Source organism: Mesorhizobium shonense (assembly GCF_040545255.1).
GTDB classification, from domain to species: domain Bacteria; phylum Pseudomonadota; class Alphaproteobacteria; order Rhizobiales; family Rhizobiaceae; genus Mesorhizobium; species Mesorhizobium shonense.
In genome coordinates this window covers 19,934-35,322 of the sequence record NZ_JBEPLM010000009.1, presented here as the reverse complement: position 1 = coordinate 35,322, position 15,389 = coordinate 19,934, and the positions used below count along the sequence as shown (strand labels likewise).

General features: G+C 58.7%; 13 protein-coding genes. 6 read left to right on the top strand and 7 right to left on the bottom strand.

Annotation, left to right across the window (positions count from 1 at the left end; translation table 11 throughout):
* Positions 1-287: 287 nt before the first annotated feature.
* Positions 288-962 (top strand): class I SAM-dependent DNA methyltransferase, encoded by a 675-nt coding sequence (locus ABID26_RS22110; protein ID WP_354416360.1) that lies wholly within the window; start codon positions 288-290, stop codon positions 960-962.
* Between the two features lie 110 nt (positions 963-1,072).
* Positions 1,073-2,266 (top strand): hypothetical protein, encoded by a 1,194-nt coding sequence (locus tag ABID26_RS22105; protein ID WP_354416358.1) that lies wholly within the window; start codon positions 1,073-1,075, stop codon positions 2,264-2,266.
* A 377-nt stretch (positions 2,267-2,643) separates the two neighbouring features.
* Here ABID26_RS22105 and ABID26_RS22100 read toward each other — a convergent pair whose 3' ends face one another.
* The gene (locus ABID26_RS22100; protein WP_354416356.1) at positions 2,644-2,940 is read right to left on the bottom strand and encodes a hypothetical protein; all 297 of its coding nucleotides are present in this window, start codon (positions 2,938-2,940) and stop codon (positions 2,644-2,646) included.
* Here ABID26_RS22100 and ABID26_RS22095 point away from each other — a divergent pair.
* Entirely contained in the window at positions 2,939-3,463 is a 525-nt protein-coding gene (locus ABID26_RS22095; protein ID WP_354416354.1) for a Mu transposase domain-containing protein, read from the top strand. The two genes, ABID26_RS22100 and ABID26_RS22095, sit on opposite strands and share 2 nt — an antisense overlap.
* Positions 3,464-3,538: 75 nt before the next feature.
* Here the strand turns inward: ABID26_RS22095 and ABID26_RS22090 are convergent, their stop codons facing one another.
* On the bottom strand, positions 3,539-4,990 hold the full coding sequence (locus tag ABID26_RS22090) for an aldehyde dehydrogenase family protein (protein ID WP_354416352.1): 1,452 nt from the start codon (positions 4,988-4,990) through the stop codon (positions 3,539-3,541).
* A 177-nt stretch (positions 4,991-5,167) separates the two neighbouring features.
* Here ABID26_RS22090 and ABID26_RS22085 point away from each other — a divergent pair, with 177 nt between their 5' ends.
* The 3 genes from ABID26_RS22085 to ABID26_RS22075 all read left to right on the top strand — a co-directional run bounded on the left by ABID26_RS22085 (position 5,168) and on the right by ABID26_RS22075 (position 8,685).
* Positions 5,168-6,085, top strand: coding sequence for a LysR family transcriptional regulator (locus ABID26_RS22085; RefSeq protein WP_354416778.1), 918 nt, complete (start codon positions 5,168-5,170; stop codon positions 6,083-6,085).
* Positions 6,086-6,267: 182 nt separating this feature from the next.
* Positions 6,268-7,269 (top strand): dipeptidase, encoded by a 1,002-nt coding sequence (locus ABID26_RS22080; RefSeq protein ID WP_354416351.1) that lies wholly within the window; start codon positions 6,268-6,270, stop codon positions 7,267-7,269.
* A 120-nt stretch (positions 7,270-7,389) separates the two neighbouring features.
* Complete coding sequence (locus ABID26_RS22075) at positions 7,390-8,685, top strand: NAD(P)/FAD-dependent oxidoreductase (RefSeq protein ID WP_354416349.1); 1,296 nt, start codon at positions 7,390-7,392, stop codon at positions 8,683-8,685.
* Positions 8,686-8,919: 234 nt separating this feature from the next.
* Here ABID26_RS22075 and ABID26_RS22070 read toward each other — a convergent pair whose 3' ends face one another.
* From ABID26_RS22070 to ABID26_RS22050, 5 genes are all read right to left on the bottom strand, one after another.
* Entirely contained in the window at positions 8,920-10,575 is a 1,656-nt protein-coding gene (locus ABID26_RS22070) for an ABC transporter ATP-binding protein (protein ID WP_354416347.1), read from the bottom strand.
* Complete coding sequence (locus ABID26_RS22065; protein ID WP_354416345.1) at positions 10,575-11,396, bottom strand: ABC transporter permease; 822 nt, start codon at positions 11,394-11,396, stop codon at positions 10,575-10,577. Before ABID26_RS22065 ends, ABID26_RS22070 begins: the two co-directional genes overlap by 1 nt.
* 13 nt (positions 11,397-11,409) lie before the next feature.
* Complete coding sequence (locus tag ABID26_RS22060; protein ID WP_354416343.1) at positions 11,410-12,369, bottom strand: ABC transporter permease; 960 nt, start codon at positions 12,367-12,369, stop codon at positions 11,410-11,412.
* Positions 12,370-12,385: 16 nt separating this feature from the next.
* A complete protein-coding gene (locus ABID26_RS22055; protein ID WP_354416341.1) occupies positions 12,386-13,969 on the bottom strand; it encodes an ABC transporter substrate-binding protein in 1,584 nt (527 codons plus the stop codon).
* Positions 13,970-14,449: 480 nt separating this feature from the next.
* The gene (locus ABID26_RS22050) at positions 14,450-15,331 is read right to left on the bottom strand and encodes a LysR substrate-binding domain-containing protein (RefSeq protein WP_354416339.1); all 882 of its coding nucleotides are present in this window, start codon (positions 15,329-15,331) and stop codon (positions 14,450-14,452) included.
* Positions 15,332-15,389 lie beyond the last annotated feature (58 nt).

The following is a 15,389-nucleotide window of genomic DNA, read 5'->3' as shown; positions in this document are numbered from 1 at the left end:
TGAACTTTTATCGGCCGATCATTCGATGAGTGATCTTCGAAACTTCGAAGCCGTATGGGTTTTTCGAAGAAGAGGCGGTGACTTCAGCCGATCATGGGTTCAGTCAATTGCAGGGATTCGACGGACATCATCGCCTAGTCGAAATCGCTCGCTCTATGACCGGCTCTGTGCCCCCTAGGCAAGTTCTTACCGAGCGGCTTGTGCCTCACCTAATGCTCCGCAACGAACAGCTTAATGGTTCAAGCGCGCGGCTGTGCGAAGTGCCATCAACCCCGAAGGAATTATCAATGAACATTCCCGAACGAGAGTCGGCACCGGACCAAGCCGCACGAAAGCGCGCCAAGATTTCCCACCTCGGATGCGACGCCGGTCGCTTGGCACTATTCTATCGAGAATGGGCCAGTTCGTACAATCGGGATGTTGGCGGCGAGAAATACTATGGGCCGATAGCCGTGGCGGAACTGGCGGCCGTGGTGCAGACCGCTTATCTGGCGAGCGAGCGAGGAGCCATCAGAGTCCTGGACGCTGGCTGCGGAACAGGTCTGGTCGGTGTGCAACTTGCACGCCTGGGCTTCCAATTGATCGATGGGTTCGACCTCACGGAAGAGATGGCCGGAGAGGCGCGGAGAACCGGCGTCTACCGCAATATTCAAGTCAACGCTGATCTTAACATAGCCCTCCCCGAATATCCAAACGCGACCTACGACATTACCGTCTGCTGCGGCGTCTTCGGGCTGGGGCAAGTCCGGCCGGAAGGGCTACGCGAACTAGCTCGCGTCACACGTCCTAACGGGTTCGTAATTGCAAGCACAAGCAGGCTCTATCTTGAGGCCACATCCTTTGAAGACGAGGTGCGGCGGCTTCAACAAGGGGGCGTCGTTGTGCCGGCCCAATGTCTGAGTGACGGCAGATACATCGCGGACGAACCGGCTAACTACTGGGTTTTCCGGATTGTGCCATAACCCAACGCGCCAACGGAGCGACAGCTACGACAGCCAAATTAATGGGAAATGCAAAAGAACCGGAACGGCCTTGCGGGCAGAGTGAAGAAGACTGAAAGGGAGTTTCAACGGTGGACATCGGTGTCTTGAAGGAAATCAAAGAAGACGAGCGGCGTGTCGCACTTCAGCCGATCCAAGCGCAGGCTCTTACGCGTCTTGGCCACAATGTCTATGTTGAAATCAGCGCCGGGGAAGGTGCTGGATACTCGGATGCGGATTATCAGGCCCACGGGGGCAAGGTGGTGATGAAAGACGAGGTCCTCGCTCAGGCGCAGCTCCTTCTCAAGGTGAAGGCACCATTGCGCTCAGAATATTCTGACTATACTTCGCGCCACATTCTCTTTACATATTTGCATTTCGATGAAAACATCGACCCGCGGGATATCTCTGAGCTCATCAGAAGAGGGTTTCTTGGAATTGCCTATGAGTGGGTGGGGAGAGGCGGCCAGCGGCCACTGCTTGAGCCCATGAGCCGACTGACTGGTTATCTCTTCGCTCAGCGAGCATTAGAGTTGTGCTCCAAGGAAAAGGGGCTGTTCTGCCCACGAAATGAGAACTTTCTTCCCGGAGGGCGGGCTCTGATAATCGGATGCGGCAATATCGGTCTGTCCGCATTCAAGTACTTGTCGGACCTCGGGCTTGACTTGACCGTCGTCGTCACTCAAGGCCGGGAGGATTTCAATAGCAGAGCCAACGTGCGATTCGAAACCGAAGGCGTCGACTACATTGGTGCAACCGGGACTAAACTGATCGTCATGAACAACAAGGATCCTTCGCGCACTCAGGACACGATCGCAGCGGCACTGCCGGAGATCGACATAGTCCTCAATTGTGCGGTGCGCCGTTCCGATCTTCCGAAGTGGAAAATGGAGTATTTGATCGACAGAGGAATGGTCAGATCCTTGCAACGAGGAAGCATATTGTGCGATTGTACTGCATGCGATCGTGATTTTGTCGAAACGTGCACATCTTCTGCCTCGCTCTACCACTCGTATTTGGAAGAAAACGTTGTGCATTACAATTGCGATCATATTCCGTCATTGGTAGCTAACACCGCGACTCGGCTACTCACAGGGCGTACATTTTCTTATATCTGTAAGATAGCCAGTCTCAAATCTTTGCGAGCTATCGCTGAAGATGAAGTCTTGCGCAACGCAGTCTGCTGCTACGGGGGTCACTTGACCCACGTGCTGTCGGCGGAGAAGAAGAGCTTGCCGTATCGCCCACTGAGCGACGTCATAGAAGCGATGCCGGTTCCACCGTAGGCGCTGGCGATATTCTCAATCTTGGCTCAACGTGTCTTTTGTCAGGGAGGCATAGTCGGGTAAACGATTTCTTTGTGGCCTGAACTTTGGTATGGGCGGACCTTGCATCCAAAGGGCTCGTACCAGGCGCGGCGGCGATGGGGAGATCGATCAGTCCACGGTATTGCCTAATACAGACCCGTGAAATTGTCCACCACTTCGCGTGAGGAACTCGGGCGAAGGGTCGCCGGCCAGATAGTGCCATAGCTCAGCTCATTGTCCGGCTGCTTAGCGTCTCTCCAGTTCATTGCGGCTCTCCAATTCATCATGGCCTAGCACAGATGGGCCTAGCTCGTGCGATGCGGGAGAAGGGCATAGTAGCCAGTCCGATCTCGGCCTTAGAACCCGGCAGTAAGGATCGACGAACCTTGATGCCTTCGATCGCTTTTTTGCTCCCGCGCATCCTGGGGCGCCTGCGCAATCAGATTTTCTTCTCGCTGGCTGAGGCCAATGCCGCCATCGCCCAGGCACTCGACCGCATCAATGACCACGTCATGCGCCGGCTGGGCCTCAGTCGCCGGCAGCTCTTCGAGACCGTCGAGCGCCCGGCTTTGGCCAGTCTTCCACCGGAAGATTACGAGTTTGCGGAATGGCGCTTGGCCCGCGTCTCGACGGATTACCAACGTCGAGTTCATGACCTTTTTCTATTCGGTGCCCCACGCCCTCATTCGTCAGCAGGTCGATCTGAGAGCGACCGCGCGGACCATCGAGATTTTCCATCGCGGCAAGCGCGTCGCGGTGCATCACCGCCGATACGGAGGTCTTCGCCATGGAACCGATCCGGACCACATGCCCAGTTCGCACCGGCGCTATGCCGAGTGGACACCGGAGCGCTTTCGACGCTGGGCCGCGTCCATCGGGCCGCAGACGGAAGGCCTGGTCGTCGCAATCCTCGCCAACCGTCCGCATCCCGAGCAGGGCTTTCGAACATGTCTGGGCATCCTACGCCTGTTTCGCGACATCGATCGCAATCGGGCCGAAGCCGTATCGGCCTGTCGAGATTGGTGGCCTGAACTGCAAGAGCATCGCCTCGCTCATCGCCAACCACAAAGCGATCAAATGGCGAACTCTACGATAGATTGCGGGCACCGTCTCGACAGCCAGGGTCAAATGCGCCTTTGCTTATCAAGCCTAAGCCTCTCCTTCTGCGCCGCCTGACCTGAAGGAGCTACCGGTTTCAACTTGGACCGGTTGGGCTTAACAAGCCGTATTCGGCCCCGCCGGTCTCTCGATTTAAACAGCCAAGGAGATTGCCACATTCTTGGTGCGGACGTAGCTGTCGATGGCCTCCTGCCCCTTCTCCCGCCCATGCCCAGACATCCTATTTCCCCCAAAAGGGGTCTCGATCCCGCCAGCGAACCACTCGTTGACGAAGACCTGCCCTGCATTCAGCCGAGGTGGTGCCTTGAGAGCGGTGTTGAGCCGTTGTGTGAAGACGCCGGAGACGAGGCCGAACCGCGTGCCGTTCGCGATGTCAAAGGCCTCATCGTCTTTGTTGAACTTAATAATTGACAGAACTGGACCGAAGATCTCTTCCTGGGCTATTTCCATGTTCGGGTCGACATCTGCAAAGACGGTGGGCTGCATGAACCACCCTGCTTTGTCCTGCAGGCGTTGCCCTCCGGTGACCAGCCTTGCTCCAGCGGTCTTGGCGCGGTCGCATACACTCTCGATTTTCCTGAGCTGATGTTCAGACACCACAGGGCCCATATCTGCGCCTACCAAACCGTCTCCGACCTTCAAGGTTCGGGCCATAGCCGACACCTTCTCGACGACCACGTCATAGATAGAGGCGTGGACGACCAGACGGGACAACGCTGAACAGACTTGGCCAGCGTTGTAGAAGGTGCCCGACCGCACACTCTCGACCACTTGGTCGAGATTGGCGTCGGCGAAAACGATGCCCGCGGACTTGCCTCCGAGTTCCATGACGCACGGCACCGATCGCTCAGAGGCCGCCTTCATGATTGACACGCCCGTCTGTACGGAGCCCGTGAAAACAATCTGATCAATATCAGGATGGCTGACCAAAGCCGCACCTGTTGTCTTCCCAAGCCCGCACAGGAGGTTCACGGCACCCTTGGGCACCCCTGCCCGTTCGATGGCCTCAAAGAGGATAATCGTCGCCAACGGAGTCAGCTCTGGCGACTTGACGATGACTGCGTTCCCAGCGGCCAATGCTGGTGCCAGCGAGCGGGCGCAGATGGAAGGTGCGAAGTTCCACGGAACGACCTGGACCGAGATTCCGTAGGGCTCTCGGATCGTATAATCCAGGTAAGCGTCCCCCAACGGGATCGCAGTGCCTTCAATCTTGTCGGCCATCCCCGCGTAGTACTCGAAATATCTTGCGGCCTCTTCAAACTCGGCTCTTGCAGCCTTGAGCGGCTTTCCGCTCTCCAGGCAACCTACGTAGGCACCGTCTGCAACCCGGTCCCGAATCTCCGACGCGATCCGCATCATCATTTCCGCGCGGACCGCTGGCCGGCACCTGGTAAGCGCGCCGGTCGCAACGCAGGCTCTCGCTGCGGCGACCGCTCTCGAAACCTCGACTTCGCTCGCAGCAGCGACTGAAGCGATGACCTGCCCTGTAGCCGGGTTCTCGACGTCAATGAACTCGGTCGAAGGCAACCACTCGCCGCTGACGAAGTTCATCCAGCTTTTGTTGCGCACTTCGAGGAGATTCATCGTGTCGCCTACATCACCAGTCTCGTCAAGAGATCGGGACAGGGTTGGTGGTTGGAACGCTTTGGGATCGCCTTCCGGAAAGTTTTCGTGCGGCAGGTTACACGCATTAGACGGACCCACCAATGCGGTGATAAACGATACCTGTCTAATAGCGCTTTGGTATGAGGTGATGCCTTGGTGAGATCACCGCGGATCAATCTGCAGCAGCTCCGCGCATTGCTGGCGGTATACGACGAAGGAGGGTTCCGGCGCGCTGCCGAACGATTGAACACTTCGCAGTCGGCCATCAGCCGTACTATCCAGACACTGGAGGCCGAGTTGGGCGTTCCGGTATTCGAGCGCAGCGCGCGAGGCGTGAAGCCGAATTCTGTCGGAAACAATCTCCTTCAATACGCCCGTGCGATTGTCGGAGGCCTGGATGAAATCTCGATCAAGGCGCTTTCCGCGATTCGTGGTGAAGTGGGGCAGTTGAGGATCGGCTACAACGAAATCTCGATCCGCACTTTTTTGCCTAAGATACTGGCCAAGTTCCACAGGCAGTATCCGAATGTGGATCTGCGCCTAATCAGCCAGGCGACATCGGAAATGATCCCTGAAAACGCTGCGGGGACAATCAGCCGTGGCGAGGTCGACATCGGGTTCGTTGTCGGACCTGTCTTGGACGATGAACTCGAGGCCATACATCTTTTCGAAGATCACGTCGCTCTCGCGGTCGCTAAGACCCATAGATTGGCGCAGCGGGAGTCGATCTCGGCCTCTGAACTTAAAGACGAACATATTTTGCTGTGGTCGACAGAGCCTTGGCAGATTTACACGCGTCGCATCAACAACATCTGCCGCCAGGCTGGTTTTCTCCCGCGGCCCTCCATCATGATGCAGGACAACGAGAGTGCGTTCGCTCTCGTCGAAGAAAACATTGGGGTCGTCTTAATCGCGAGCTCGGTGGCTGCCACCTACTCAAACCGCGTCGCCACGGTAGCTGTTCGTGAAAACCCAGAGCCGTTCCACCTTTACGCGGCTTGGCGGAAGGACAATACGGCACCAGTCTTACGAAACTTCATCGATATTGTCTCAGGACGCGATACTGGACGTTGATTGGCACTCGACCCGCTGCGTGCATTCGCTCAACCGCCTAGCACTTGATCAATGTCCCTGATCTATCCTGCTCAGGGCTCACCGATCTCACTTTCTCATCACGCTATATCAATTTGCTGTTGGACAGGCATAGCCGGCTCCGCGAATGGTGCTGTTACCCAAATTTCAAAGGCGTGATTGCTATGGACGTGACGCAGTTCAATGTGGACGAACTATTCCAGAAGAGCATCGTTTGGGATGCCCATTGCGGAATGGACCCTCAGGTCCCGATCGACGTCAACTCGTTGGAGCGTATCCGGAAGGCCGGGTTCACGTTCGTCAGCACCAACGTTGGTTACGACGTATTGCCTTGGCATGATACATTTCCCGTCATAGCCGGCTACCGCAAGTTCCTGAGCGACAACAGGGACAAGTACATTCTCGTTTCCAGCGTCGCAGATGTGCTCGCGGCCAAGCGGGAAGGAAAGCTCGCGGTATCCATGGATATCGAGGGTGTCTCTGCACTCGACGGCAAGATCGAACTCGTTGAAACCTACCATCGTCTGGGCGTTCGTCAGATTTCCTTCGTCTACAACAAGGACAATGCCGGGGGCAGCGGCTGCCACGGCTCCGATAGCGGGATAACCCAGTTCGGCCGAGAGGTTGTCAGGGAGATGAACCGCGTCGGCATGCTCGTGGACGGGACTCACTGTAGCCCGCAGATGTCGATTGACATGGCGGAGACCTCGTCGAAGCCCATCGTCATCAGCCATTCGAATAGCCGCGTTTTGCACGACCACCCACGCAACATCTGGAACGAGCAGGCTATCGCCTGTGCGCACACCGGAGGTGTTATCGGCGTCACGGGAATCCGCCTTTTCTTGGCTAAACCGGGTGACGCGGCATCCAATCTCGATCTCTTAGTCCGTAACATTGATCATTACTGCGAATTGGTTGGCCCGCAGCATGTGGGCATTGGCACCGATTTTTCGGAGATCACGAACGCGCTTGCTACTCGGTTCGAGAACGCTACAGACTACTGGCCGCTTGAACACTACCAAGGCGCGGCGAGCCTCGAATTCGTGGACATCGAGGTGTTTCCGCAGCTGACCGCCGCCCTGTCGGCCAAGGGCTACAGCAACAATGTCATCAGCGGAATTCTCGGCGGCAACTTCATGCGAGTAGCAGCCGCGAACTGGGAATAGGCATCCGGAGCCGGCAGCCGACGGCGTCTCAAACGGGGCGGTCTGGCCGTAGTCGAAGAGGTGCTGCCCGCTTCTGACAATCCTAGCGCAGGTAGACGACCGACTGAGGACCAGGCTTTCATGGCGATGACCGCCACTCCCAAGACTTACGACGTCGGCATCATCGGGGCAGGCATCACTGGGTGTTCGACCGCTTATTACCTGGCCCGCCAAGGCGTGCGCGTTGCGGTTTTCGATCGCGGCCCGGTCGCGGGAGAGCAGTCAAGCCGCGCGTGGGGCTTCATCCGAAAGCAAGGCCGCCATCCGGCTGAAATCCCTTTGGCGGCCGAGGCTTCTGTCCTTTGGGATGAGATCACCGATGAGTTCGGATTCGAATCCACCCAGCGCGTGAAGTCAGGTATACTCATGCCTGCGGAAACGCCAGAAGATGAAGAGGTCGTGGAAACGAGCTATCGCGATGCGCAGACGCATCGGCTGACTTCGGAAATACTGGATGCGAAAGCGCTCAAGGCAAAGCTTCCCGAACTCGCTGGAAGCTGGCGCTGCGCGCTCTTCACGCGAGATGACGGTCACGGCGATCCCAAGTTGTCGACGCACACGCTAGCCCGCGCGGCGAAGGCGGCTGGTGCCGAGTTCTTCAACGACGAGGTCGTTATTGACTTTACGAGAACCAGCGGTCGCGTGACAGGCATCCGCACGCTGCGGAACACTTATCAATGCGCCAAGGTAGTCGTCGCCAGTGGTATAGGGTCGAGGAGGCTCCTTGCGAAACTCAGCTACAACCTCCCGGTACAGAACATCCGATCATCAGTGGGCCTCACGACGGCAACCACTCCATTCACTCAAATTGCCATGTGGGCGCCGACTGCGGCCTACCGCCCCAGGCCAGATGGGTCCTTCATCATCGGAAACGGTTATCGGAATGCCGGAACTGACTACGACTTGACGCTCCAGGCCTTCACAAACCTTCGGTATTTCCTGCCCGCTCTAAAGCAGAACAAAGGCCTGCTACGCATCGGATTCGGACGTGACACTATCAGGAGCTTGACGGATCTGCTGCCAGGAAAAGGCAAGCACAGTCCGCTCTCGGAGCCTGCCACGAATATCGCCAAGGTGAAACAGAACCTAGCCGAGTTTCGTGTCCTGTTCCCACATGTCAGAGACCTGACTTTGGCGAACAGCTGGGCCGGACGGATCGACACCACACCAGACCTCATTCCCATCATCGACCGTCTTCACGGCTACGACAACGTATACGCTTTGTGCGGGTTTAGCGGTCACGGCTTTGCCCTAGGTCCTGTAGTAGGTAAACAGATGAGCAAGTGGATCGTCGATGGCGCGCCGTCTCTCGATTTGAGCAAGTTCAAGTCCTCCAGGTTCACTGACGGTGACTACGAAATTGTCAAGGCTGCGTAATGACCTGACGACAGCCGGTCCCGCACTGCAGCCGCGCAGATCTTATCCCAACTCATGGTCCTCGCTGACCGGCGCGAGCATCAGCCGACCGATTCCCAGGGCACTAACATGCCCGCCATCGGCGTCACGGGGCTACACTATTTCTGGTCTAGACAACTTGTCAGACCGAGAGCCATCGCCCGGAGCCTGAGCCATTTTGTCTCTGGCAGTTCAACAGGCTGGAAATAGTCGTTCTCAATTTCCACCGCTTTCCATGCGCCGCCCCGAGATTGCCTTCTCCAGCCAGCCGATCTCCATCTCCGGAACGGAGGCCAAGAGCAGGTCGGTATAGGCGTCAAAGGGCGGCGTCAGCACCTTGCTCTTGGCGCCGTAGCGGACCACCTCGCCGCGATACATCACCGCGATGGAGTCGGCGATCGTCTTCACCGTCGCCAGATCGTGGGTGATGAACAGGTAAGCCACCTTCTCGATCGCCTGCAGGCTGAGCAGAAGCTTGAGGATGCCGTTGGCCACCAGCGGGTCGAGCGCCGACGTCACCTCGTCGCAGATGATCAGCTTGGGCTTGGCCGCCAGCGAGCGGGCAATGCAGACGCGCTGCTTCTGGCCGCCGGACAACTCTGCCGGGTAGCGGTCGATGAAGCCCTTGCCCATCTCGATCTCGTCGAGCAACTCGGCGACGCGCTTGTCGCGCTCGCGCCCCTTCATGCCGAAATAGAACTCCAGCGGCCGGCCGATGATGGTGCCCACCGTTTGGCGCGGATTCATCGCCACGTCGGCCATCTGGTAGATCATCTGCAGCTGGCGCAGATCTTCCTTGGGCCGGTCGGAAAGCCTGTTGCCGAGCGTGCGGCCGTCGAAGACGACGCTGCCCTGCTCGGGCGGCAACAGGCCGGTTATGGCGCGCGCCAGCGTCGACTTGCCTGAGCCGGATTCGCCGACCACCGCCAGCGTCTGGCCGGGAAAGATATCGACGGAAATGTTCTTCAGCACCTTGATGTGGCCGCCGCCATAGGCAGCCGTCACGTTCTTCACCGACAGCATCGGCGCGTTGCCCGGCTGCTGCTCGTCGTGCTCGATCTCGTGCACCGAAACCAGCGCGTTGGTGTATTCCTGGCGCGGTTCCTTGATGATCTGCCTGGTGCCGCCCCATTCGACCAGCCGGCCGTGGCGCAGCACCATGATCTCGTCCGATACCTGGGCGACGACGGCAAGGTCGTGAGTGATGTACAGAGCCGCCACATGCGTGTCGCGGATGGCGTCCTTGATCGCCGCCAGCACGTCGATCTGCGTCGTGACGTCGAGCGCTGTGGTCGGCTCGTCGAAGACGATCAGGTCGGGCTCCGAGCACAGCGCCATCGCCGTCATCACGCGCTGCAGCTGGCCGCCGGAGACCTGATGTGGAAACCGCTGGCCGATGGTTTCGGGATTGGGCAGGCTGAGCTTCTTGAAGAGGGCCACGGCACGCTTCTCCGCTTCGGCCCGCGTCGCGGTGCCGTGCAGAAGCGCCGCTTCCACCACTTGGTCCATCAGCCGGTGCGCCGGATTGAAGGCGGCGGCCGCCGATTGCGCGACATAGCAGACCTCGCGCCCGCGCAGCTTGCGGAAGCCTTCCTTGCCGCCCTTCAGTATGTCGCGGCCGTTGAGAATGATTTCGCCGCCGGTGATGCGCACGCCGCCGCGGCCATAGCCCATGGACGACAGGCCGATGGTCGACTTGCCGGCGCCGGACTCGCCGATCAGGCCGAGCACCTTGCCCTTCTCGAGCGTCAACGAGACGTCGTGGACAAGGGTGATGGTCCTCGGCGCTTCGCCCGGCGGATAGACTGTCGCCTCGATCCGCAAATTGCGGATGTCGAGGAGCAGGCCCGACTTTGCTTTGCCGTCAGCCATCAGCCCCGCCCTCCCTTCAGGCTGGTCGTGCGGTTGAGCACCCAGTCGGCGACGAGATTGACCGAGATCGCAAGTGCTGCGATCGCCGCGGCCGGGATTAGCGCCGCCGGAATGCCGAAGACGATGCCGTCCTTGTTTTCCTTCACCATGCCGCCCCAGTCGGCGTCCGGCGGCTGCACGCCGAGGCCGAGGAAGGACAGTGTCGAAAGGAAGAGAACCGCATAGATGAAGCGCAGGCCGAGCTCCGAGACCAGCGGCGACAGCGCGTTGGGCAGGATCTCGCGGAAGATGATCCAGCCGCTGCCTTCGCCGCGCAGCTTGGCGGCTTCGACATAGTCCATAACGTTGATGTCGACGGCGACCGCGCGCGACAGGCGGTAGACGCGAGTCGAGTCGAGGATGCCCATGACCAGGATCAGCGTCACCAGGTTCGACGGCAGCACCGAAAGCACAACCAAGCCCATGATCAGCGTCGGGATCGACATCAGGAGATCGACGAGTCGTGAGAGCAACGTGTCGTACCAGCCGCCGAATACAGCCGCCGAGAAGCCGAGAATGGCGCCCAGCGAGAAGGACAGAGCCGTCGCCAGCACCGCGATGAAAAGCGTTATGCGCGCGCCGTAGATCATGCGTGACAAGAGATCCCGGCCGAGATTGTCGGTACCCAGCCAGTGGGCCGACGACATCGGCTCCCAGACATCGCCGACGATCTCGGCATTGCCGTACGGCGCGATCAACGGCGCGAACACGGCCAGCAGCACGAACAGGGTCGTCAGCACGATGCCTGTCAGTGATGCGATGGGGATGCGTCTGATAAGCATGTCCACCGCCCCCTTACTTCGGATGCCTGAGCCGCGGATTGGCGACGATCGCCGCAATGTCCGCGATGATGTTAAGGCTGATGTAGACGGCCGCGAAGATCAGGCCGACAGCCTGCACCACGGGAACGTCGCGCTTGGTGACATGGTCGACGAGATACTGCCCCATGCCCGGATAGACAAAGATCACCTCGACCACGACGACGCCGACGACGAGGTAGGCAAGGTTGAGCATGACGACGTTGATGATCGGCGCGATCGCGTTCGGGAAGGCGTGCTTGCGAATGACCGCGAAGGCCGACAATCCTTTAAGCTCGGCCGTCTCGACATAGGCTGACTGCATGACGTTGAGGATCGCCGCGCGTGTCATGCGCATCATGTGCGCGAGCACCACCAGCGTCAGCGCCGTTGCCGGCAGGACAATCGCCTGCATGCGCTCGCCAAACGACATCTCGTCATAGACCGTCGAGATGGCCGGGAAGATCTGCCATTTCACGGCGAAGAAATACACCAGCAGGTAGCCGATGAAGAACTCGGGGAAAGAGGTCGAGGCCAGCGCCACGCCGGAGATCAGCTTGTCGACCCAGCCGTTGCGGTAGCGCACCGCGATCAGCCCGAGCGTGATCGCCAGCGGAATGGCCACGATCGCCGCCCAGAGGGCGAGGAACAGCGTGTTCCACAGCCGTCCCTTGATCGATGTCGCGATGTCCTGCCCGCTCGACATCGCGGTGCCGAGATCGCCGGTCAGCACGCCGCCCAGCCAGTGGAAGTAGCGGATATAGGCAGGTTGGTTGAGCCCGAGTTGCTCGCGCAAATTGGCGAGCGACTCCGGTGTCGCCGATTGTCCGAGAATGGCTTGCGCGACGTCGCCGGGCAGGATCTGCGTGCCGGCGAAAATCAGGACCGAGACGGCCAGCACCAACAAGATGCCCAGCGCATTGCGCTGGGCGATCAGTACCACGATTGAAGGAGACATAAGTACCCGGCGTAGTTCAGGTCTTCAGCCAGCACTTCGAAAGCGCGTAGCCCCCCATCATCTCCTGGTTGCCGTCTTCGTACCACCCGCCGACCTTCGGCCCAGTGGCGTCGATGAAGTCGTTGAACATCGGGACGATGGCACCGCCTTCGTCACGGACGATCTGGCCCATATCGGCATAAATCTTCTTGCGCTTGTTCGCGTCTAGCTCCGCACGTGCCTCGAGAAGCATCTTATCGAACTTCTCATTGAAGAAGCGCGTATCGTTCCACTGAGCCTTGGAATAGTATGCAGTGGAATACATCTGGTCCTGCGTTGGACGACCCCCCCAATAAGACGCACAGAAGGGTTGCTTGTTCCATACTTCGGACCAGTAGCCATCACCTGGTTCGCGCTTGATTTCAATCTTGATGCCGGCCTTGGCGGCGCTCTGCTGGTACAGTTGGGCGGCGTCGACGGCACCGGGGAACGCGACGTCGGAGGTCCTGAGCAGCACGGTGCCGTCATGGCCCGACTTCTTGTAGTGGAACTTGGCCTTGTCCGGATCGTACTTGCGTTGCTCCATCTCCGTGAAGAGAGGATAGGACTTGTTGATCGGCGTGTCATTGCCGACGGAGCCATAGCCCTTCAGGATCTTCTGTACGAGCTCGTCCCGGTCGACCGCGAGTTTCAGCGCGAACCGCAAGTCGTTGTTGTCGAAAGGGGCTGTGTTGCAGTGAGCAAGGAATAAGTAATGCCCATGGCCACTCACGTTGCGGATCGTAATCCCCGGGACACGCTTAATAAGTTCTACCACTTTCGGCTCGACGCGGTTGATCATATGCACCTGGCCGCCCTGCAGTGCAGACATCCGGGCAGTTGCGTCGTTAATGACGACGATCTCGATCTGGTCCGCAAAGCCGCGGTCGTTGCGCCAGTAGTTGGCGAATTTTTCGCCGCCAAGGCGGACGCCGGCTTGATTGACGGTGACCTTATAAGGGCCGGTGCCGATGCCTTCGCTCGGATTGTCCTTGCCTCCGTTAGGCTGGATCAGAAGATGGTAATCATCCATCAGGAATGGAAGGTCAGCATTGGGTTCCTTCAGCGTGAAGACCACGTTCTGGCCGTCCACGGCAATCTTGTCGATGCCCTGCATAATGCCAAGTGCGCCCGACTTTGACTTCTCGTCCGAATGGCGCTCCATGGTGGCGAGGACGTCCGCCGGCGTCATTTCCTTACCGTTGTGAAACTGAACCCCCTTGCGGATTTTGAAGGTCCAGATCTTCGCATCCTTTGACGCTCCCCACTCTTCGGCGAGCGCGGGCTGAAGTTCGCGCTTGGCGTCGATCTGCACCAGCTGCTCGCCCCACTGGCGGCCAAAGAAATAGGCGACCTGGCTCTCGAAGATCGCGGGATCCAAACTATCGGTGGCCGCCCCACCCTGCATGCCAGCCTTCAGCACGCCGCCCTTGACTGGGCCCTCGGCGAGAGCCGAGGACGCAAGCAGAGTGTTGGCGAATGCGGTGCTGACACCGATCGCGGCCGCACGGCCCAAAAACTCACGCCGAGACAACTTGCCTGTCGCAATTACTTCATTGAGAAAACGCATTTCATCGCTCATCATCGTTCCCCATCGTGTGTGGCTTTATGGCTGTTGATTGGTTTTGGCGCACCGTGCGATGCCTGTCCAACAACGAATTGATATAGCCCGATGAGAAAATGACATCGGCACCTCACGCTGTGGAACCATCATCCGGTGGGGCCCATCTTGTTTTTAGCTCGGCGGGGCCGATGCCTTCGACGACCTCAGTAAAATTTCGAAGAGCTTACGCCGAATTGCCTTTTTCGCTATGCAGCAATCGACGGAGCGATCTCGGATCGCTGTGTTCCGGAAGTGCGATTTTCTTACATTATGGTGATTTCACGCGTGTTGCCAGAGCAAGAGACATTGGTGGTGGTCCTCGGCTACTGCCGCACTCACAAATACCGTCGCCGCCCCAATCGCAGATGTCATCGTCTCGAACGAGATGGCAATCGCATGCGTGCTAGGAACTGCCGTTCATCGCATCTGCAGGTCCAGCCCACAAACGTTGAATAGGAGTCAGACATCCCAGAAACGCGCGAACCACTGCACGTGCTCCCTTATCTCCTCCAGAAGCCATTCTCGGAACAGGTGATAGGTTCTGCTTTCAGGCGCTCCTAGCGGCCGTACGAGATAGTATGCCTCTGGAGATGGGATGCGGATTGAAAATGGAATGACCAGTTGACCCGATTCCAGATAGGAACGTGCCGTCACCTCGTCCCCTACAGTTACCCCATCACCCCTGGCCGCCGCCATCAAACATAGCGACGTCTGGTTGTATGTCCGTCCGAGATGGGGATCGATCTCGGTAATCCCTTCACTCGCCAGAATTGTAGCCCACCATTTCGTGTTACGGTCGTGGATCAGCAACTGGTTGCGCAGATCACTCAGCCGCGGCTTCCGACCCAGATTTCCGAAGAAACTGGGCGTGGCGACGGGAAAGACCGAATTGGCGAACAGAGGTTCAAACCTTTGGCCGGTCCATTCCCCGCGACCCCAAAGTATCGCGCAGTCACAATCGTCGGGTGCCGCCAACAGGCTAGTTTCCGCGCGAAGGGTAATGCGGACATCAGGATTGCGACGCTCGAACTGGGGCAAGCGGGGAAAAAGCCAGCAATGTGTGAAGTCCGCGTCCGCCACAAGTTCGATTTGCTCAGGGCGGCGTTCGCGCATGTCGGCGAGGCCCGAACTCAGCGTGGCGAAACTCGCCGTCGCCACGCGGGCCGCGATCACACCATCCTGCGTCAGCTCAACGCGCCTGTGAAATCGCGAAAACAACGTTCGCCCGATATGCTGCTCGAGCGCGGCCACCTGTTTGCTGATCGCCGACTGTGTGACACCAAGCTCACTCGCCGCTTGAGAGAAGCTCTCCAAACGCGCAGCAGCCTCGAAGGCGCGCACCGCGTTTAGCGGAGGAAGTCGTCGTGGATCTGGCATTCCTAAAACTATCGCTAAACGG

Excerpts from the sequence above, each read along its gene's own strand:
- ABID26_RS22110 (WP_354416360.1), top strand. The coding sequence starts at position 288 with ATGAACATTCCCGAACGAGAGTCGGCACCGGACCAAGCCGCACGAAAG.
- ABID26_RS22095 (WP_354416354.1), top strand. The coding sequence starts at position 2,939 with ATGACCTTTTTCTATTCGGTGCCCCACGCCCTCATTCGTCAGCAGGTC.
- ABID26_RS22100 (WP_354416356.1), bottom strand. The coding sequence starts at position 2,940 with ATGAACTCGACGTTGGTAATCCGTCGAGACGCGGGCCAAGCGCCATTC.
- ABID26_RS22090 (WP_354416352.1), bottom strand. The coding sequence starts at position 4,990 with ATGAATCTCCTCGAAGTGCGCAACAAAAGCTGGATGAACTTCGTCAGC.
- ABID26_RS22080 (WP_354416351.1), top strand. The coding sequence starts at position 6,268 with ATGGACGTGACGCAGTTCAATGTGGACGAACTATTCCAGAAGAGCATC.
- ABID26_RS22075 (WP_354416349.1), top strand. The coding sequence starts at position 7,390 with ATGGCGATGACCGCCACTCCCAAGACTTACGACGTCGGCATCATCGGG.
- ABID26_RS22070 (WP_354416347.1), bottom strand. The coding sequence starts at position 10,575 with ATGGCTGACGGCAAAGCAAAGTCGGGCCTGCTCCTCGACATCCGCAAT.
- ABID26_RS22065 (WP_354416345.1), bottom strand. The coding sequence starts at position 11,396 with ATGCTTATCAGACGCATCCCCATCGCATCACTGACAGGCATCGTGCTG.
- ABID26_RS22060 (WP_354416343.1), bottom strand. The coding sequence starts at position 12,369 with ATGTCTCCTTCAATCGTGGTACTGATCGCCCAGCGCAATGCGCTGGGC.
- ABID26_RS22055 (WP_354416341.1), bottom strand. The coding sequence starts at position 13,969 with ATGAGCGATGAAATGCGTTTTCTCAATGAAGTAATTGCGACAGGCAAG.